The sequence below is a fragment of the Paraburkholderia sp. BL9I2N2 genome, assembly GCF_004339745.1.
Taxonomy (GTDB): Bacteria; Pseudomonadota; Gammaproteobacteria; order Burkholderiales; family Burkholderiaceae; genus Paraburkholderia.
Map to the genome: position 1 here is coordinate 932545 of NZ_SMGP01000004.1, position 18879 is coordinate 951423.

General features: G+C 63.0%; 18 protein-coding genes and 2 pseudogenes. 9 read left to right on the forward strand and 11 right to left on the reverse strand.

The features are described from left to right. The first annotated feature begins 3 nt into the window (after positions 1–3). From B0G74_RS40635 to B0G74_RS40660, 6 genes are all read left to right on the forward strand, one after another. Positions 4–846 (forward strand): NAD(P)-dependent oxidoreductase, encoded by an 843-nt coding sequence (locus tag B0G74_RS40635; RefSeq protein WP_132382852.1) that lies wholly within the window; start codon positions 4–6, stop codon positions 844–846. Continuing rightward, a complete protein-coding gene (locus tag B0G74_RS40640) occupies positions 843–1772 on the forward strand; it encodes an SMP-30/gluconolactonase/LRE family protein (protein WP_132382854.1) in 930 nt (309 codons plus the stop codon). The genes B0G74_RS40635 and B0G74_RS40640 overlap by 4 nt, the downstream gene beginning before the upstream one ends. 627 nt (positions 1773–2399) lie before the next feature. Further along, positions 2400–3392 carry a TRAP transporter substrate-binding protein gene (locus tag B0G74_RS40645; protein WP_132382856.1) on the forward strand — a complete coding sequence of 331 codons (993 nt, stop codon included), beginning with the start codon at positions 2400–2402 and terminating at the stop codon, positions 3390–3392. Between the two features lie 146 nt (positions 3393–3538). Beyond that, on the forward strand, positions 3539–4018 hold the full coding sequence (locus tag B0G74_RS40650; protein WP_132382858.1) for a TRAP transporter small permease: 480 nt from the start codon (positions 3539–3541) through the stop codon (positions 4016–4018). A 7-nt stretch (positions 4019–4025) separates the two neighbouring features. After that, complete coding sequence (locus B0G74_RS40655) at positions 4026–5378, forward strand: TRAP transporter large permease (protein ID WP_095420608.1); 1353 nt, start codon at positions 4026–4028, stop codon at positions 5376–5378. 98 nt (positions 5379–5476) lie between these two features. After that, positions 5477–6676 carry a porin gene (locus B0G74_RS40660; protein WP_132382860.1) on the forward strand — a complete coding sequence of 400 codons (1200 nt, stop codon included), beginning with the start codon at positions 5477–5479 and terminating at the stop codon, positions 6674–6676. 26 nt (positions 6677–6702) lie between these two features. Here B0G74_RS40660 and B0G74_RS46080 read toward each other — a convergent pair whose 3' ends face one another. The 4 genes from B0G74_RS46080 to B0G74_RS40675 all read right to left on the reverse strand — a co-directional run bounded on the left by B0G74_RS46080 (position 6703) and on the right by B0G74_RS40675 (position 8892). Next, on the reverse strand, positions 6703–6840 hold the full coding sequence (locus tag B0G74_RS46080; protein ID WP_165924026.1) for a hypothetical protein: 138 nt from the start codon (positions 6838–6840) through the stop codon (positions 6703–6705). Between the two features lie 16 nt (positions 6841–6856). Further along, positions 6857–7042: a 4-oxalocrotonate tautomerase gene (locus B0G74_RS40665; RefSeq protein ID WP_106280598.1), complete on the reverse strand. Its 186-nt coding sequence runs from the start codon at positions 7040–7042 to the stop codon at positions 6857–6859. A 52-nt stretch (positions 7043–7094) separates the two neighbouring features. Beyond that, positions 7095–7871 carry a class II aldolase/adducin family protein gene (locus B0G74_RS40670; protein WP_132382862.1) on the reverse strand — a complete coding sequence of 259 codons (777 nt, stop codon included), beginning with the start codon at positions 7869–7871 and terminating at the stop codon, positions 7095–7097. 70 nt (positions 7872–7941) lie between these two features. Beyond that, on the reverse strand, positions 7942–8892 hold the full coding sequence (locus B0G74_RS40675; RefSeq protein WP_132382864.1) for an urea transporter: 951 nt from the start codon (positions 8890–8892) through the stop codon (positions 7942–7944). A gap of 255 nt (positions 8893–9147) precedes the next feature. Between B0G74_RS40675 and B0G74_RS40680 the strand changes: the two genes are divergently transcribed. Next, positions 9148–9702, forward strand: a complete 555-nt coding sequence (locus B0G74_RS40680; RefSeq protein ID WP_132382866.1) for a putative glycolipid-binding domain-containing protein — start codon at positions 9148–9150, stop codon at positions 9700–9702. Here B0G74_RS40680 and B0G74_RS40685 read toward each other — a convergent pair. The 7 genes and pseudogenes from B0G74_RS40685 to B0G74_RS40715 all read right to left on the reverse strand — a co-directional run. Then, a pseudogene (locus tag B0G74_RS40685) lies at positions 9677–10369 on the reverse strand (alpha/beta hydrolase); the annotation flags it as partial. The gene B0G74_RS40680 and the pseudogene B0G74_RS40685 sit on opposite strands and share 26 nt — an antisense overlap. Beyond that, a pseudogene (locus B0G74_RS47220) lies at positions 10368–10520 on the reverse strand (MerR family transcriptional regulator); the annotation flags it as partial. The pseudogenes B0G74_RS40685 and B0G74_RS47220, both read right to left, overlap by 2 nt. A 254-nt stretch (positions 10521–10774) precedes the next feature. Then, positions 10775–11368 (reverse strand): GNAT family N-acetyltransferase, encoded by a 594-nt coding sequence (locus tag B0G74_RS40695; RefSeq protein ID WP_132382868.1) that lies wholly within the window; start codon positions 11366–11368, stop codon positions 10775–10777. 180 nt (positions 11369–11548) lie between these two features. Next, on the reverse strand, positions 11549–11833 hold the full coding sequence (locus B0G74_RS40700; protein ID WP_132382870.1) for a hypothetical protein: 285 nt from the start codon (positions 11831–11833) through the stop codon (positions 11549–11551). Between the two features lie 56 nt (positions 11834–11889). Continuing rightward, positions 11890–12453 carry a D-alanyl-D-alanine dipeptidase gene (gene ddpX, locus B0G74_RS40705; RefSeq protein WP_132382872.1) on the reverse strand — a complete coding sequence of 188 codons (564 nt, stop codon included), beginning with the start codon at positions 12451–12453 and terminating at the stop codon, positions 11890–11892. A 22-nt stretch (positions 12454–12475) separates the two neighbouring features. Then, complete coding sequence (locus B0G74_RS40710; protein WP_132382874.1) at positions 12476–13372, reverse strand: MurR/RpiR family transcriptional regulator; 897 nt, start codon at positions 13370–13372, stop codon at positions 12476–12478. 167 nt (positions 13373–13539) lie between these two features. Continuing rightward, positions 13540–14430 carry a DMT family transporter gene (locus B0G74_RS40715; protein ID WP_132382876.1) on the reverse strand — a complete coding sequence of 297 codons (891 nt, stop codon included), beginning with the start codon at positions 14428–14430 and terminating at the stop codon, positions 13540–13542. A gap of 319 nt (positions 14431–14749) precedes the next feature. On the opposite strand from B0G74_RS40715, the gene B0G74_RS40720 reads away from it, so the two are divergent. Continuing rightward, complete coding sequence (locus B0G74_RS40720) at positions 14750–18118, forward strand: autotransporter outer membrane beta-barrel domain-containing protein (RefSeq protein ID WP_243658565.1); 3369 nt, start codon at positions 14750–14752, stop codon at positions 18116–18118. A gap of 214 nt (positions 18119–18332) precedes the next feature. Beyond that, positions 18333–18860 carry a hypothetical protein gene (locus B0G74_RS40725; protein WP_132382880.1) on the forward strand — a complete coding sequence of 176 codons (528 nt, stop codon included), beginning with the start codon at positions 18333–18335 and terminating at the stop codon, positions 18858–18860. Positions 18861–18879 lie beyond the last annotated feature (19 nt).

Consider the following 18879-nt stretch of genomic DNA (forward strand, 5'->3'; position numbering starts at 1 on the left):
AACATGACTGACTCGAACCTTGACCGCGGCGCGGCACAGAAACCCTTTCGCCGCCTGCTGCTCACCGGCGCGGCCGGCAACCTCGGCAAGCAGTTGCGCGGCGTGCTCGCCGCGTGGGCCGATATCGTGCGCGTCACGGATATCGCTCCGCTTGGCGACGTGGCGGCGCATGAGGAAGCTTCGACCGTCGACCTCGCGGACGAAGCCGCGGTCCACGCGCTGCTCGAAGGCGTGGACGCGGTGATTCACCTCGGCGGCATTTCCGTCGAGGCGCCGTTCGAAGATCTGATCGAAGCGAATATCCGTGGCCTGTACAACCTCTATTCGGCTGCGCAGAAGCAGGGCGTGAAGCGCATTGTGTATGCGAGCTCGAATCATGCGGTGGGTTTTCATCCGGTGACGGAGGTGGTCGATATCGATGCGCCGCTGCGTCCCGACAGCTTGTACGGCGTGACGAAATGCTTTGGGGAATCGTTGTCGCGTTACTACTTCGATCGCTTCGGTCTGGAGACCGTGTGTCTGCGGATCGGTTCGTCGTTCGAGCAGCCGAAGAATCCGCGCATGCTCGTGACCTTTCTGAGCTATCGCGACTTCATCGAGCTGGTGCGCTGCTCGCTGTTCACCAACCGCGTGGGTCACGCGATCGTCTACGGCGTCTCGGATAACCGGACCAAGTGGGTGGACAACACGAAGGCCGCGTTCCTTGGTTTTCGTCCGCAAGACAGTTCGGTCGAATTCGAGCATCTCTTTCCGGTCACGGCACCGACCGCCGAACTCGACGATCCGACGCAGCGTTTCCAGGGCGGCCCATTTGTGCTCGCCGGTCCGATGGAGCCGAAACGGTGAGCGCCGCGGCGAACCCGCGAGTGGAGCGAGTCGAGGCAGCGGGGCAGGCGCCGGCCTCAGTCGGTGAAAGTCCGGTGTGGCGCGTCGCGGAGCAAGCCCTGTATTGGGTGGATATTCCGGCGCGGAAGATCGTGCGCTTGCGGATCGATTCGGGCGAGCGCTCTGAATGGTTGCTGCCGGAGAAAGTCGCATGCATCGCGTTCGATCATCGCGGCACGGTGCTGGCCGGCTGCGAGACCGGGCTCTTTGCGGTCACGCTGACCGCGCCCTCGGCGAACAGCGAACCCGTGCAGGTGACAGGGCGCAAGCTCGCCGCCCCGGATTTCGCTTGCGACGACATGCGTTTCAACGACGGCCGCTGCGACCGGCAAGGACGCTTCTGGGCCGGCACGATGGTGCAGGACATGGCGGCGGCCAAGCCGGCCGGTGCGCTCTATCGTTTCGATGCGCGCGGCGTGCTGTCCGCGCCGGTCGTCGACGCGCTCATTACGCAGAACGGCCTCGCGTGGTCGCCGGACGGCACGACCATGTATCTGTCGGACTCGCATCCGTTGCGCAGGCAGATCTGGGCCTTCGATTACGACGTCGAGACTGGCGAGCCGCGCAACCGTCGCGTGTTCGCTGATCTGAACCACCATGCGGGCCGTCCGGACGGCGCCGCGGTGGACGCCGACGGCTGCTACTGGATCTGCGCGAACGACGCAGGCCTGTTGCTGCGCTTCACGCCCGAAGGCAAGCTGGACCGGCAGATCGCCGTGCCGGCCATCAAGCCGGCCATGTGTGCCTTCGGTGGACGCGATCTGGACACGCTGTTCGTCACGTCGATTCGTCCCGCAGCGAACGCGAGCGAGCACGACGGCCATCTGTTCGCCGTGCGTCCTGGCGTGACCGGACTGCCCGAGCCGGAGTTCGCCGGCGAGCTGTAAGCGAAGCCCGCATGAGAAGGGCGCCGGGCATGTCGTCATGCTCCGGCGCCCTTTGTTTGTCTGCTCGATATTCATAGGTCGTCGTACAACATTGTGGTGTAAAGACTACGGTCTCGTCACATTTCGCTACGAAAAACCGCGTCTCCGGGGCATGCCGGTTTTACCCCGGGAGCGCCGCGCCAGTTGGCGTAGGGACTCGCCGTGCGATGCATCGGCCATCCGTGCCGGATGCCTTCGCGGTGCGGGTAAATACCGTCTGTACAACTCAAACTTCGTTTTATAGACTTCATATGTCGTCGTACAACGTATAAGCCCAAACGAATTCCTTTCTGTGAATTTTCAAGTTTTCGGTATGAACGAGGCGGCGTCGACGCGCGCGACTACTCGCACGCGCGACGCAAGCCGATGCAGTTGAAGCAAAAGTAAAAGAGTCGAGTTGTCTGACAGGAGTGCTGAGCATCTGCGCCGGGGACGTTGCACAGACCAGCATGGCAAAGCGCTCGTGACCGCAAGCGGTGGCGAGCGTCGAGCCGGGAGACGCAGCAAACCATGTCGCATCCGCGGGCGGCCACCGCAAGCGGGCCCTCCGCAATCGATTGGATGGTCAATTTTTCAAGGAATTTCACGATGAATAAGAAGTTTGCCTCTTCCCGTGTTTCGATGATCGTCGCAGCCTCGCTGCTGGCCTTCAGCACCGTGTCGGCACAAGCGCGTGTGTTCCGCGTGTCCGACGTGCATGGCGACACCTATCCGACCAACATGGCCGTGAAATACATGGGGGAACAGATCAACAAGGCAACCGGCGGCAAGGATTCCGTGAAGGTCTTCGGCAATAGCGCGCTGGGTTCCGAAAACGACACGATCGATCAGGTGCGCATCGGCGCATTGGACATGGCGCGCGCCAACGGTGCCGCTTTCAACGAGATCGTGCCCGAATCGATGATCCCGTCGCTGCCGTTCCTGTTCCGCGACATCGACCATTTCCGCAAAGTGATGTACGGCCCGGAAGGCCAGAAGATTCTCGACGCATTCAAGGCGAAGGGCATGATCGCGCTGACGTTCTACGAGAGCGGCGCGCGTTCCATCTACACCAAGAAGCCGATTCACACGCCGGCTGACATGAAGGGCCTCAAGGTTCGCGTGCAGCCGTCCGATCTGATGGTCGACGAAATCCGCGCAATGGGCGGCACGCCCACGCCGATGCCGTTCGCCGAGGTCTACACGGGCCTGAAGACGGGTCTGGTGGATGCCGCTGAGAACAACCTGCCGTCGTACGAAGAGACCAAGCACTTCGAAGTCGCGCCGGTCTACTCCGAAACCCAGCATTCGATGACGCCGGAAGTGCTGGTGTTCTCGAAGAAAGTGTGGGACACGCTGACGCCGCAAGAGCAGGACATCATCAAGAAGGCTGCCGCCGACTCGGTGCCGTACTACCAGAAGCTGTGGACGGCGCGTGAAGCCGACGCGGGCAAGACGGTCACGAAGGGCGGCGCGACCATCGTCGCCTCGACGCAGATCGATCGCGCCGCGTTCGTCAAGGCCATGCAGCCGGTCTGGGCGAAGTACGAAAAGACCCCGCAAATGAAGCAGCTCGTCGACGAGATTCAGGCAGTCAAATAAGGTTCGCCTGAACGGAGGCACAGTTGCGGCGTACAGAGCCTGCGAGAAGATTCGCGGGCTCTGCCGCTGCGTGCTTCCTGAATCGATAAGTCGAACAGGATTGCTGACTATTAAAGAAAGGTCGGTCGTATGCAAGGATGGGTTCAATGAGATTCATGAAACGCCCAAATGATTTTCTGTTCCGCGCGCTGGTTATCCTGGCGTCGGTGAGTCTCGCCGTGCTGAGTCTGCTGGTGATCTACAGCGTCGTGATGCGCTACGTTTTCAGCGATGCGCCGGATTTCGTCGAACCCATCGCGCTTTTGCTGGTGATCGTGATCGCCATGTTCGGCGCCGCGCTCAAGGTGCGTGAGGGCGGTCATATCGGGCTCGATTCGCTCGTCAAGAAATTGCCGCCGAAAGGGCAACTCATCGCCACGGCGTTTCAGCATATTTGCCTGATCGCGTTTGCGGTGATGGTTTTCTTCGGGTGTCTGCAGATGGTGGAGGCCACCGCCGAAGACCGGATTCCAATTATCGGCTTGCCTGAATCGTTGCGTTACTGCATTCCGGTTATTGCCAGCGTCTGCATTGCAATGTTCTCGATTGAGAACCTGCTCGCGCTTTTCGCACAGAAACAAAACTAGAGCAATCATGGAACTTGCCATCCTCTCCGTTAGTTTTCTTGTTTTTCTCCTTCTCGGCGTTCCTGTTTCCTTCGGGCTCGGGCTCTCGTGTGTCCTGACTTATCTGTACGAAGGCTTGCCGGCGGCCACCGCCATGCAGTCGATGATTTCGGGCATCAACGGCTTCTCGTTTCTCGCGGTGCCGTTCTTCATTCTGTCCGGTGAGCTGATGCTGCACGGTGGCATCGCGGACCGCATTCTGCGTTTCGCGCAAGCCACGGTCGGCCATTTCCGCGGCGGCCTCGGTATGGCCAACGTGGTCGCCTGCACGCTGTTCGGCGGGGTCTCCGGTTCGCCCTCGGCGGATACGTCGGCCATGGGCGGCGTGGTCATTCCGTTGATGAAGCGTGAAGGTTATAGCGCGGCCTATGCGGTCAACGTGACGACGCACTCGTCGCTGGCGGGCGCGCTGATGCCGACGTCGACCAATATGATCATTTATGCATTCGCGGCACAGGGCATCACGGGCACGTTGAACGGACACCCAATGAGCGGTGTGTCGATCGGCGATCTGTTGTTTTCCGGTCTGCTGCCGGTGTTGTGGGTAATGGGTTTCGTGCTGATCGCCGCATACTGGCAAGCGGTCAAGTACGGTTATCCGCGTCGTGCCGATGGGTCGACGGAACTGCAAAAATTCCCGGGTTGGTACGCCGTGGCGCGCACGTTCCTTGGCGCGTTGCCAGGCTTGATGGTGATTGCGATCATTCTGGTTTGCGTGGCAAAAGGCATTGCCACGGCGACGGAAGCCGCCGCTATCGCAGTGTTTTATTCGCTGGTGCTGACGATCGTCGTGTATCGCTCGATGACGATGAAGAAGCTGTTCCACGCATTGTCCAAGGCGGCCAAAACCACCGGCGTGGTGCTGCTGCTGATCGGCGTGTCGAACATGCTGCGTTACCAGATGGCCTATCTGGAGATTCCGGATGCGATCGAACACATGCTCGACGGCGCGACCAGCCTGCCGTGGCTGATGCTGCTGTACATCAACCTGATCCAGATTTTCCTCGGCACGTTCGTCGATATGGCGGCGCACATCCTGATCACCACGCCGCTGTTCCTGCCGATGGCGATGCACGCCGGCGTCGGTCCCGTGCAGTTCGGGATCATGATCCTGCTGAATTGCGCATTGGGTCTGGTGCACCCGCCAATCGGCTCGGTGCAGTTTATCGGGTGCGCGATCGGCAATGTGTCGATTGGTGAAACTACCAAGGTGGCGTGGCCTTATTACCTGGCTATCTTCAGCGCGATCAACATCGTGACTTACGTACCGATGTTCTCGACATGGTTGCCTAGCCTGATCAATGGTCATCCGGTATTTTGAAATCCTTAATTAATGCCGGAGCATTCGAAAATTATCCACACTCCGCGGCCCTCGAAGGGTGCCGCGATCAAAGAATAATCTTTTAAAGAGGAGCAGAAATGAAAAAGGCATTGGCAACTTCGGCGCTTGGCTTGGTCGCCCTCGGCGCGCACGCTCAGAGCAGCGTGACGCTGTACGGGATCGTCGATACGGGGATCGGCTATCAGAGTAGCCAAACTTCGCTCGGTTCGACCAGCGGCGGCCGTTCGGTCGTGAAGATGGTCAACGGCATCTGGGCCGGCAGCCGTTTCGGCCTGAAAGGCGCCGAGGACCTGGGTGGCGGCACGAAGGCGATCTTCCAGTTGGAAGAGGGCTTTAACAGCGCAACTGGCGCGCAGTCGGTTTCCGGTCTCGCGTTCAACCGCCAGGCTTACGTCGGTGTGGCGAATGCCAGCTACGGTACGTTCACCGCAGGCCGCCAATATACGTCGTACTACACGCTGCTCTCGCCGTACAGCCCGACCACCTGGCTGACGGGCGCATACGGCGCACACCCGGGCGATATCGACTCTCTGGATACGCTGTACCGCGTCAATAACTCGCTGGTGTACACGTCGCCGAACTTCTATGGGCTGACGGCTAGCGGCTCGTATGCGCTGGGCGGCGTGCCGGGCAGCTTCAACGCCGGTTCGACGTGGAGCGCGGCCTTGCAGTACCTGAATGGTCCGTTCGGCATTGCGGCGGGCTTCCAGCGCATCAACAACTCGACGCCTGGCGGCGGCGCATGGGGCGCTGACTCCACGACGTCGAACAACGGCGCCCAGGCGGGTGTGTCGGGCATCAACAACGGCTATCAGCGCGCCCAGGCACAGCAGCGCGTGGCGGTAACGGGCGGCTATGCGTTCACTCCGCAGTGGGACGTGTCGTTCTCGTACTCGAACGTGCAGTACGTTCCGGGTATCAACTCGCCGTTCCACACCACCGCGATCTTCAACACGGGCGGTGCCGTGCTGCACTTCAAGCCTTTGACGGCACTGGACCTGGCTGCGGGCTACAGCTATACGCGTGCTACCAAAGCGAACGGCATCACGAGCTCGGCTAGCTACCAGCAGTTCAACCTCTCGCAGTACTACAGCCTCTCCAAGCGCACCGGTCTGTATGCGCTCGAGGCGTATCAACGCGCAGGCGGTCAGACCCTGGGCACGAACGGCGTGAGCATCATCAACGCGACGGCCGATATCGGCGACGGCCAGAACAGCGCGCCGTCCTCGTCACGCAGCCAGTTTGCTGCCGGTGTGGGCATCATCCACAAGTTCTGATGGCGTAACTTCGTGGCGGTGTGTTGTTACGCCGCCACGGCGATGCGTTGTAAATACGCTTCGCTGAGCATCACAAGCTGCGCGCGCAACGCGCGCAGCTCAAGGTGAGAACCCTTGGCGACGCGGGTTTGAAGCGCCAGTGCACGGCAAGCGTCGTCAAGCATGCCGCACGCTTCACCCTCAGGCGTCGGACCACAAACGCCCGGCCGTTGCCCAGTTTTCGCGTTTCACGTCGGTCAGAATGATATCCACAGAATTCGGTTCGACGCCGAGCGATTCGCAAGTCGCCTTGGTAATGGCTTCGACGAACTGGCGTTTCTGTTCCACCGAGCGGCCTTCGAAGAGTTCGATATGAAACGTGGGCATGGTGTGACTCCGTTAAGAACGAGATTGGAATTGAATTGAACGTGGCGCGAATTCAATCGCGATAGCTGGCGTCGAGGCGGTCGAGTTTGCGCAGCAAGGCAGGCCATTCGAGCACGCCTTCAATGGCGCCGCCATCGTACAGTTGTTCCGCCGTGCGTGCGGCGACTGCATCGCTCGGCACGACGAGTTCCGCGCCGCATGCTTGCGCGTGCAACTGGATCTCGCAGGCCTTGAGCAGCGTTGCCATCAGCACGTAGGCTTCGGCGACCGTGCGGCCGGTGGTCAGTGTGCCGTGATTGCGCAACAGCATGGCGGGCTTGTCGCCGAGATGCGCGACGAGTCGCTCGCCTTCCGCTGGCGTGAACGCGAGGCCTTCGTAATCGTGGTACGCGAGTTGGCCGTAAAAGCGCAGCGCGTGTTGCGAGGCGGGTAGCAAGCCGGCCGGTTGCGCGGAAACCGCCACGCCCGCCGTATTGTGCAGATGCATCACGCAGAAGGCATCGGCGCGTGCGGAGTGGACCGCTGCGTGCAGTGCGAAGCCGGTCGCATTCACCGCATGTTCGCTCGCGCCGACGATGTTGCCCGCAATATCGATTTTCACGAGATTCGCTGCGCGCACTTCATCGAAGGCGAGGCCGAATGGGTTGATCAGGAAGTGGCCGGGTTCGTCCGGAACGCTCGCCGAGATATGCGTGTAGATCAGATCGTCCCAGCCGTTGAGCGCCGCGAGCCGGTAGGCCGCGGCCAGGTCGACGCGGGTCTGCCGCTCGGCATCGGACAATGGCCCCGCCTCGGCGACGCGGCCGGCAGGGCTGTGAGTGAACGACATGTCTGTCTCCTGAAGTTGCATGATCGCCGAAACGTGTGGCGCGAGCTTGTGACGAAACCCGGCGGCGTAACTAGCTCGCGCGGCTGGCCTGGACCGGCGTCGTCGCGCCGCGTGCGGCGTCCACAGGTTGCGCGGGTTCGGGGGCGGCCGCGCTCACGCCGTGGGCCAAGCGTTGCTTGAGCCACTGCACGCTCCACGTCGCGAGGACGAAGGGCGCCGTCATAACCGGCCAGCCAAAGTGCGCCGCCGGCGCTTGCAGCACGACCGACACGGCAACGCCGCCGAGCATCGTGACGAGGCCGCAGTCGGCCAGCGCAAGCGCGGTCAGCGCGCCGTTGAATCCTAACAGGCCCGCGTCGAACGAGGTTATCGTTGCGCCAAGCAGCAGATGCGCAGCGCTGGCGAATCCGGCGCCGATCAGCGCCCACAGCGCATGCCTGCGCGACACCGCCGCAATCCCGACCAACACCAGCAATCCGGGCAACGCGTCCGATGCAAAGCCGGTTTGCGCGAAGCCGGCGAGCAGTCCGCTGCCCACTTGCGTCGCGCTCAGCGCGTGCGCCGGGGGCACGCTGGCGAATGGGACATTGACCGTGACCATCGGCAGCCAAAGCCACGTGACGATCAGGCACGGGCTCGAAAAGAAGCCGAGTCCGCGCGCCCGCAGCCAGCGCGACCACGGCTCCACGAACCACGCCGTGCACGTGGCGGCGAGAATCGCCACCGCGCCCGCTGTCGCATTGTCGGCGATGAAGTTGAAGGCGGCGAGTCCCGCCAACGCGCCGTTGAAACCGTGCAATCCGGCGCGCGTATCGTCCTCGCGATAACCGGCCAATACCGCGCTCACATTGGCCGCGACCGCGCCCATCAGCGCCGCGCAGGCGAGGCGCGGGTCGTAGAGCAGCCAGGCGGCGAGCAGGCACGCGCCGGTGAAGGCGTTCGGTTGCAGCACGATCTGGCCGAGGCTGCGCAGCAGCGTGCGCAAGGCGGCGGACTGAGCTTCGGTCGCGGCGGCGTGCATGATGGGAAGGCCGGGTGATTTCGATGATGCGCAATTCCGCCGCGCGAGCGTCGGGCGCGCGCCGGTCGGATGCCTGCGAACCGCGAGCATAGGCCAGCCAGGCCGCGCCGGGCATCGCTGCGCGTTGATAGTGGCTATTTGCGACACGCGCCCGCGATGTCCAGGAGTCGGCGAGTCGAAAGCATTCGCGCTACGATATGAGCCCGGCGGAACCTGGCAGAACCCGGCTGCGCCGCCTCACGAGGAGACAGGCACATGCGTGAATTACGGTGGGCATCGGAAGAGGGCGAAGGCATCGAACATCTGGCGTTCGACGCGCACGAGGACGGCTTTGCGGTGGAAAGCGTCGTGGTCGGGCAGCGCTACGGCAAGCCGTATGGGCTGCACTACAAGGTGCGCTGCGACGCGCAATGGCGCACGCGCTATGCGTGGCTGAAGATCGTCGGCGGCGGCGAGCTGGAGTTGCATGGCGACGGCGCCGGCCATTGGCACGATGGGCACGGCCTCGCGCTGAGCGCGATCGAAGGCTGCATCGACATCGATATCGCCGCCACGCCGTTCACCAACACGCTGCCGATCCGCCGCTTGCAACTGGCCGAAGGCGAGCGTCAGCCGATTTCGGTGGCGTATATTTCGACGCCTGATTTGCAGGTCACGCGCGTCGAACAGGCGTATTCGTGCATCGAGTTGCATCGCGAGTATCGCTACGAGGGCATCTTCCGCAACTTCGCGGCGGACATGAAGGTCGACGAAGACGGTCTCGTGATCGACTATCCGACGCTGTTCACACGCCTGCCCCGCGAGCGTTGAGCGTTGGCGCTGCGCAGCCGCCGCAATCCGTGCGGTGCCGCTCTACGAAGCGTTCGATGCTCGCCGCGATCCGGTCGGCTTCGCGCAACACGACCCAGTGGCCCGCATCGATCTCGGTGCGCTCATATGCGCCGAGCCAGCACTCCAGTCCGAGCGAGAGCGGCGGCCCGACGTAGCGGTCACGCAGCGGCACGATGAATTGCACCGGCGCGTGCGCATGACGCGCGCGTGGGCGCAGCAGCTTGTCGATGAAATTGGCGCGGTAGAGGTTCAGACCATTGATCGCGTTGCGCATCTGCGCCGGATCGGGCGCGGGGCGCACGCGTTCCGTCACACGCAGCCACAGCGGCCACAGGCGTGCCCCGCCCGTGCGCCACATCAGTTCAGGCAGCCACGGCAGATGAAAGAAGAAGATGTACCAGGACTTGAGCGTTTGCCGAACGCTACTGCCGAATGGGGGCTTCGTTATGGGATGTGCGGTTTGAGTGTCGTCGTCGCCGTCACCCTCGCTCTCGCCGCGCAAGCCGAAAGACGCGTGATCCAGGCACGGCCCCGAAATCGACGTGTACGAAACAATGCGGCCTTTGAACGCCGGGTCGGTCACCGCTTCCCAGCTTTGAATCGAACCCCAGTCGTGCCCGACCAGATGAAACGGCCGCGCGCCGCAGGCCGCGGTCCTGATAGGCGCGCACGTTGCGCACGGTGGTGTCGGTGACGCGCGCGAGTTCGTCGACGGTGTATTCGTTGCGCGGCGTGATACCGGCCGGGTCGTGCGAGTCGGCGGCCAAGGGCGGGACAGGAGGCGGCGTGTTGGGCATGGGAGGGATTCTAACGAGGCGGCGCGCGCGGCTACCAGCGCGTCGCCCGATGCAGGCCCAAGATGGAAATTTGCATGTGGATTCGCTTGTATTTCCGGTCTCGCGCTTGGGCTACTCACTGTCTGCATATGGCAACCGAATCGCACTACGTCAGCGCGGCGGTTGCCGTTTGCATGTGCCCTCGAAGGACTGGCCGGTCACCTACACCGCAGTGCTGCGCAACTCACGCTGAGTCGAATATAAGACACGGCGCTTCAGTCGCGCCCTGACGTCACGTCGTCCGGCATGCTCGAGTCACCTTTGCCGAGCGTTCGCTGCATCAACGTCGTGTCGAGCCAGCGGCCGTGTTTGAAGCCCACCGCCTTCAAGGTGCCTGTCAATTCGAATCCCAATTGCGTATGCAGTGACAATGAACCGCCGCTGCCGCCATCCGCGATCACGGCGACCATCTGGCGCCACGATCCGGTTTCGCAGCGTTCGATCAGCGCCTGGAGCAGCACGCGCCCGAGGCCTCGGCCGCGATAGGCGTCGTTCACATAGATCGAATCTTCGATGGTGTTGCGATACGCGGCGCGCGGCCGGTAAGGCGTGGCGTAGCAATAGCCGGCGACTTCGCCGTCGATCTCGGCCACCATGTACGGCAGCCCGTGGCTGCGTACCGACGCGAGCCGCGTGCGCAGGTCATCGACGGAGGGAGGTATCTCTTCGAACGAGGCGACGCCGGTCAGCACGTGGTGCGCGTAGATCGCCTGAATCGCGGGAAGATCGGCTTCGATGGCGTCGCGGATCAGCGGGGCGGTTGCGTTCGCTGATCCGGAGGTGCCGGGCGCGGGATGGGTGGTGCTCATACAGGTTCCTGTCGTGGCGAAAAATCGGCGGATACGTTTTACTATGCCCGCCGCGCGCGCGAATTTGAAGCGAGTCAAAAATCACCACGACGTATGGCGGGTATTTCGCTTTAGCCCATGCGCGCGTCAGCAAGCTTTAGCGAAGACGACGCACGCTCACGGTCACCCGCCTGGCACCGCTCAGCTATGCGAGTACGTATCCGGCTGCGTCACATGCCCACGATGATGCCGATGATACTTCGCCTTATGTTTCGGCTTGGCCTCGGATGTCGGCGCATGCTGTTCGGCGGATTGCTGCGAAGCCGGCGCCTGTTGGGCCTGCGCGCGAGGCGCGGGAGCGGGCTGCGCATGACCGGACGGCAGCGAGCTTTGGCCTTCGCCGAAACGGAAGGTTTGCGAGGTCTGGGCGTACGCACCGACAGATAGCGTCAGGGCGGCAACCGCCAGGCAAATTGAAAACTTCATGGATCCTCCTTCTGAACGAGCCGGTGAGGATACCCGTTTTCCTGGCAGTCGATCGATCACATCAGGCGCAGCGGCCCGCTTGCGCTGTTGTCGATCAACGGCAACGCGCGCGAACCCGGCAACTCGTAGTGCCACCATTCGCTCTTGATGTGCGTGAAGCCCGCGCCATGCATCACACCCAGCAACAGCATGCGATTGCGTTGCACCTCTAGCCGCCAGCCCGGATGAAAGTGCTCCGATTCGATCGTCATCGCGTCGAAGCCGGTGCCCATGTCGAGTTCCTCGCCGTGTGCGTCGAGCAATGTCAGGTCGAGCGCTGTCCCGCGGCTATGGTTCGAGCCGCGCGTCAGGTCCGCCACGTAAGTCGGGTCGGGCAGAAAATCCCACAGTACTTGCTGCGCTTGCGGCGGCCGGTACGCATCGAAAATGCGCAACGTCGTGCCGATCTGACTCGCCAGTTCGACCGCACGGCGCAATGCCGCTTCTGCCGGTTCGAGCAGCAGACAATGCGCCGTCTTGTAGATCGGTTTGCCAGTGAGATTGCGCGCGGTGGCGTAGACGAGGTCGATGTCGACGCCATGTGTGGCGGACGTGATTTCGATGAGTCGATGGTCGGTCATGAGGCGAAGGACGTGGCGTGCATCAGAGGTCGTCGAACTGATCGAATTCGCTTTGCAGTTCCCGGTTGCGCGCGACACGTTCGTCGATACGCGGCCCGAGTCTTTCGACGATCGCCGAAATCAGCAGATTGAAGAGACACGTAAGCGGCGCGAGCGAATCCCAGAATTGGCCGACGTCGGTTTTCACCTGCAGCAGATCGCCGTCGAATTCGCGCGCCCACGGACAATAGATGTCGGTGATGAGCGCGAAGGGCAGGCTGCGGCGCGTCGCGGCTTCGCAATAGCGGCGCGCGACCTTCGAGTAAGCGCGCGTGTCGGTGACGATCAGATAAGGCGATTCGAATCCAGAGTTCAGCGAATCGACGTACGAGCCCGACATGCCGTCGGAATAGAACACGCGTGGGCGGATGTATTCGAGGTAGCTGTAAAACGCGTTGCTGATGCCGCGCGTGGACTGAATGCCGAGAATGTAGACGGCGTCCGCGTTCGAGATGCGCTCGGCCACGCGCGCGAACACAGGCGACTGCGCGAGTTGATAGACATGCTGGATCGCGCTGGTTTCGAGTTCGAGCGAACGGGCGAGCGCGGGGTTGGGCTCGGCAGGCGAACTCGCGTCCGGCGTGGTTTCGTCGTGTTGGCCGGCAGCGCGGCGGAACGCGTCGAGCCGGTCCGTGATCAGCCACGGACGCTCCTGAGCGCCGCGCAGTTCGCGCTTCAGGTCGTCGAGATTCTGGTAGCCGACGCTGCGCAGGAACCGGCCGACCGAAATGCCGCTCGTGCCGGCTTGCTGGGCAATCTGATCGGCGGTTTCGAGGCCGAGCCGGTCGAGGTTGGCCAGCATGTAGCTGGCGACGCGCTTGGAGGTGGGCGTGAGTTCGGCAAAGCGGGCTTCGACGGTTTGAGCAAAAGCGGTCGGCATCGTAGTCGCGGCGCTGGGCAGTGGTTAGTCGATCATGGGAATGATGACATATTCAACTGGCCATCCGCGCCGCGCGGGCTCGAATGTCGATGAGACGCATGCTAGTCGGATACCAACCGAAAGCAAGACGAAAGCTTAATGCGAGCCAGCCGCAGTCGAGACGCGCCTCAGATGGCCGGTCGCGCCGACGCCGGTGCCCGCGAGAAGTGCCGCGCACCCGCCACGCAGCCCACCACGACCACGGAGACCACAATCATCGCCAGCGGCACCTGTTCGTGCAGCAGCAGCCCCGCAAGCAGCAGGCCGAAGAACGGCTGCAGCAACTGCAACTGCCCGACGCCCGCGATGCCGCCGAGCGCGAGGCCGCGATACCAGAACACAAAGCCGATCAGCATGCTGAAGAGCGACACATAGGCGAGGCCCCAGAGCGACGCGTGACTGACACCGTCGAATGATGCCGGCCGCGTCCACACCGCGAGCGGCAGCATGAGCGGCAGCGACAGCACGAGTGCCCACGAAATCACCTGCCAGCCGCCGAGGTGGCGCGACAGTCGCGCGCCTTCGGCATAACCCAGCCCGCATGCGACGATGGCGGCCAGCATCAGCGCGTCGCCGATCGGTGAGGCATCGAGCCCGTGACGCAAGGCAAACGCCACCACCGCGCCGCTACCGAGCGCCGAGAACAGCCAGAACGCCGGTTGCGGACGCTCGCCGCCACGCAGCACGCCGAAGATCGCCGTGGCGAGCGGCAGCAGGCCGACGAACACGATGGCATGCGCCGCGCTCACGTGGCGCAGCGCCAGCGCCGTCAGCAGCGGAAAGCCGACCACCACGCCAAGTGCGACGATCAGCAGTGGAATCAGCTCGCGGCGTGACGGCCGCGCCTGGCGAAATACGAGCAGGAGCAGCAGACCGAGCGTACCGGCAATCGTCGCGCGGGCGACCGTGACGAATAGCGGGTCGAGGCCTTGCACGGCGACGCGCGTGGCCGGCAGCGAGCCGCTGAAGATCAACACCCCGATGAAGCCGCTCAGCCAGCCGTTTGTCGTTTTGTCCATTGAGAAGGTCCGCGCGCGTGGGGAAAGAGACTCATAGCATCCGCTATCTGGGCATGGACGGTAAGGTACGGATCGGTGCAAATCGTCCAAACTGTACCGAGGAATGGGGCGGTACAGCGGTCACATGGCTGGCGATGTGTTGGTCACAGCAACCGGCTCGTGGCAACGCCAAACAGGCCCACGCCTAAAGTCCCGCCAGGAATCCAACCTGGTAAGAGCCTGTTTCGAATGCTATAACTCAGCGAGTTTGTCCACATGAAGCATCAGGGAAAGGACAAGACACATGCTGAAAACGCTTGGAACGAGGCTTGGTTTTGCCGTGCTGCTGTACCGGGCGTTTGCTCCGTCTGCAGTGGCGTCATGCACCGGTACTGCCCCGCCCAGCGGGACAACTGTGGCATGTACGGGAGCCGGCATCCCTGCAGTGGCTGCCCAGACGGGCAGCACGGGCGTAACGATCAATGTCGACTCGACCGCCGTCGGCAATTTTGCGCGGGCTGCGCAGCCGGTGGCGCTGAGCGTCGACACCGGCAGCGCGATCACGAGCAGCGGCAATCTTTCGCTCACCGGTGGCGGTGGTAGTGGGGGCGCGCGCGGGGCGGTGCTGCTCGGCGTGAGCAGCGCAAACCTGCTCACCAATGCGTCAGCGGGCGTGATCAGCACAACCGGCGCGTTCAACGACGGCATGGCCGCGAACGGCAGCAACAACACGCTGACCAACAACGGTTCGATTAGCACCAGCGGCCCCAACGCCTATGGCATGTCCGCGGCGTGGGGGCAGACCAATCTCGGACAGGCCGGCAACATGATCGTGAATACCGGCACGGTGTCCACCTCCGGCAGCAATGCCCGGGCTGCATCGATACTCGGCGGAAGCGGCACCGTCAACAACAGCGGCCAGTTGTCCACGACCGGCGCGGCGGGGCAGACCGTCTACATGCAAGGGAACGCCGATCACCTGATCAACACGGGGACGATTACCGCGAGCGGCGTGACGGCCGGCGGTACTTCGGCTGACGCGGTGTTCTCCAACACCGCAGGCTCGAATTTCACGGCGCTGATCGAGAACCGCGCGGGCGGCCAGATCATCAGTCAGAACGGCTCCGGTATCCGCACGCTGAACGGCAATTCGACGATCATCAACGCGGGGCTCGTGCAAAGCGGTATCGGCACGGCCATTACGATGGGCAATGGCAACGACTCGCTGATCCTGCAAAGCGGCTCGGTCATCAACGGCAGTGCGAACGGCGGCGCCGGCTCCAATACGGTGACCTTGCAAGGGAGCGGGACGGCATCGAACGCATTCACGAACTTCCAGACCTTGCTCATGCAGGGCACGCTGTGGAACTGGACCGGCACCGGCACTTTCACGCTCGCTCACGTGCAGACCGGCACACTGAACCTCACCGGGACACTCGGCACATCGGCGGCGGCGCTCGTCGATGCCGGCTCGACGCTGCAAGCCAATGCGCAGACCCTGCCGCAGAACGTCACGGACAATGGACTCGTCCGCTTTACGCAAGACAGCGCGGGCACTTATGGCGGTCTGATGTCGGGCACCGGCTCGGTCGAAAAGGCCGGGGCAGGAACATTGACGCTTGCGCCGGCCGCAGCGAGCGGCAACAGCTATTCGGGCGGCACCGTGCTGACTGAAGGGACGCTGTCGGCGTCGGCAGACAACGCGCTTGGCGCGGCGAGCGGCGGCGTGGCATTCAACGGCGGCACGCTGCAATTCGGCAGCAGCTTCAACCTCGCCGCGACGCGGGCCATCACGATTGCGGCCGGCGGCGGCACCATCGACACGCAAGACTTCCAGTCGACGATCACGCAGAACATTTCAGGAGCGGGCGCGTTGAACAAGGTCGGCACCGGCATGCTGATTCTCGACGGCGCGAACTCGTACGCCGGTGGCACGACCGTCAGCGCGGGCACGTTGGTAGTAGGCGATGCCGTGAACGCGGGCGCCGCGCTCGGCGGCGGCGGCGCGACGACGGTCGCGTCCGGTGCGACGCTCGGCGGCTACGGCAGCGTAACCGGCGACGTCACGAACAATGGCACGATCAGCGTCGCCAACGCGCTCGCACAGTTCGACGGTCAGCCTAACGGCGCGTTCACCATCAATGGCCAGTTGGTGAACGCCGGTCTCGCGCAAATCGGCAACGCCCGAAGCGTCGGCAACACGCTGACGGTCAGCAACTACGTCGGCCAGAACGGCACGATTTCGCTGGGCGCCATGCTTGCCGGTGACAACTCGGCATCCGACAAACTTGTTGTCAACGGCGGCAAGGCAACGGGTTCGTCGACGTTGCAGGTCACTAATGCCGGAGGCGCAGGCGCGCCGACGCTCGCTGACGGCATTCAGGTCGTGCAGGCAGCGAACGGCGCGACGACGGACCTATCCGCGTTCAGACTGTCCGGCGGCGTGGTCGCGGCCGGTGCGTATGACTATTACCTCGCTAAAGGCGGCGTCACGAACGGCACGTCGGAGAGCTGGTATTTGCGCAATACGGTGCCGCCCGCGCCGAGTACGACGACGGGAACGCCAACGGGAACGCCCCCGACCGGAACACCCCCGACCGGAACACCAGGCGGAACGCCGACGGACACGCCAACCGGCACGCCGCCAACCGGTACGCCGCCAGGGACACCAGCAAGCATCCAACCGAACCTTCCAATCGCCGCGGCCGGCACGCCGCCGCTTCCAAGCCTGTCGCCGAGCGCCGCACCCATGCCCCTGTACCGCCCCGAGGTCGTGATCTATGCCGAGGTCCCAAGTGTCGCGCGTCAGCTCGGCATTCTGCAGGTCGACAACTTTCACGACCGCCAGGGCGAGCAGTCGTTGCTCTCCGAAAACGGCACGTTGCCCGCTGCATGGGGCCGCGTGTGGGGCGGCCATAGCACGCTGAGTCAAAGCGGCGATGTGAATCCTGAATTCGACGGCTCCGTGGTCGGCGTGCAGGCCGGCCACGACATTTACGCCGACACCACGGCAAGCGGCCAACGCAACCATTTCGGCTTCTTTATCGGCTTCGCGCGCGCAACGGGCGACGTCAGCGGTCTGGCTGACGCCACGCCGAACGCCGACGTCGGGCATCTCGCGATCAACGCATACAGCCTCGGCGGATACTGGACGCACGTCGGCGCCGGCGGCTGGTACACCGACGCGGTCGTGATGGGCAGCTCGCTGGTGGTCGATCCCTCGTCACGCAACGGCATCGCGACGACGACGCACGGCAATGCGGTGACCGGCTCGCTCGAAGGCGGCCTGCCAATCGCCATCGGCTACGGCCTGACGCTCGAACCGCAGGCGCAACTGATCTGGCAGCATCTGTCGATCAACGATCTGAACGACGGCATCTCGACGGTGACGTTCAACAACGGCAATACCTTCGTCGGCCGTTTCGGCGTGCGGCTCGCGGGTCACTACGATGTCGAGCACACGACTTTGCAACCCTACTTGCGCCTGAGCGTATTGCGTTCGTTCGGCAGCGACGACAAGGCGACCTTCGCCGGCGTGACGCCGATCGTGACGACGGTGGGCCAAACCGCCGGGCAGATCGGCGCGGGAGTCGTGGCGAAGCTTACGAAGCAGGGCAGTGCGTTCGCCACCGTCAGTTACGTCACGAATCTTGGTGGCGAACATCAACGGACGATCATCGGCAACGCGGGCGTTCGTTGGGCGTGGTGAGGTCCCGCTTTGCGTAGGATCAGAGTAAGCGCTAAAGCGCTGACTCTGATCGACCGCTTTGCGTGGGACCAGAGTAAGCGCTAAAGCGCTAACTCTGATCGACCGCTTTGCGTGGGACCAGAGTAAGCGCTAAAGCGCTAACTCTGATCGACCGCTTTGCGTGGGACCAGAGTAAGCGCTAAAGCGCTAACTCTGATCGACACAGGAGACGAACATGAGCAAACTGACCGCCAAGATCAAGCACGAATTTATGGAGATGCTTCCGCCGACTATCTATTTCTTCGTCATCCTGCATATTGTCGCGATCATGCGCGCGCTGATCAACCGAGGCTACGACGTCACGCTGCCAACGTCGGTCTCCGTGACCATCGCCGCGTTGATTCTCGGCAAGTCGGTGTTGATCGCCAACATGCTGCCGTTCATCAACCGTTTTCCCCGGAAACCGTTGATCTGGAATATCGGCTGGAAGACGGCGATTTATACGCTGGTGGCCTTGATCGTGCACTACCTGGAGCATCTCTATGAATACTGGAAGGAGGCGCCGAGTCTCGCCGCCGCCAACCAGAAGCTGCTCGCCGATCTGAACTGGCCGCATTTCTGGGCCATCCAGATCTTGCTGGTGACGCTGGTCGCCAGCTATTGCGTGGTCGCCGAACTGGTCCGCGTGATCGGCCGTGACAAGTTCATGGCGATGTTCTTCGGCCCAATGCCGCCGAAGCCGGCAGGTCAGGCTGCCGGCTAGTTCAGTCGTTGCCGATGGC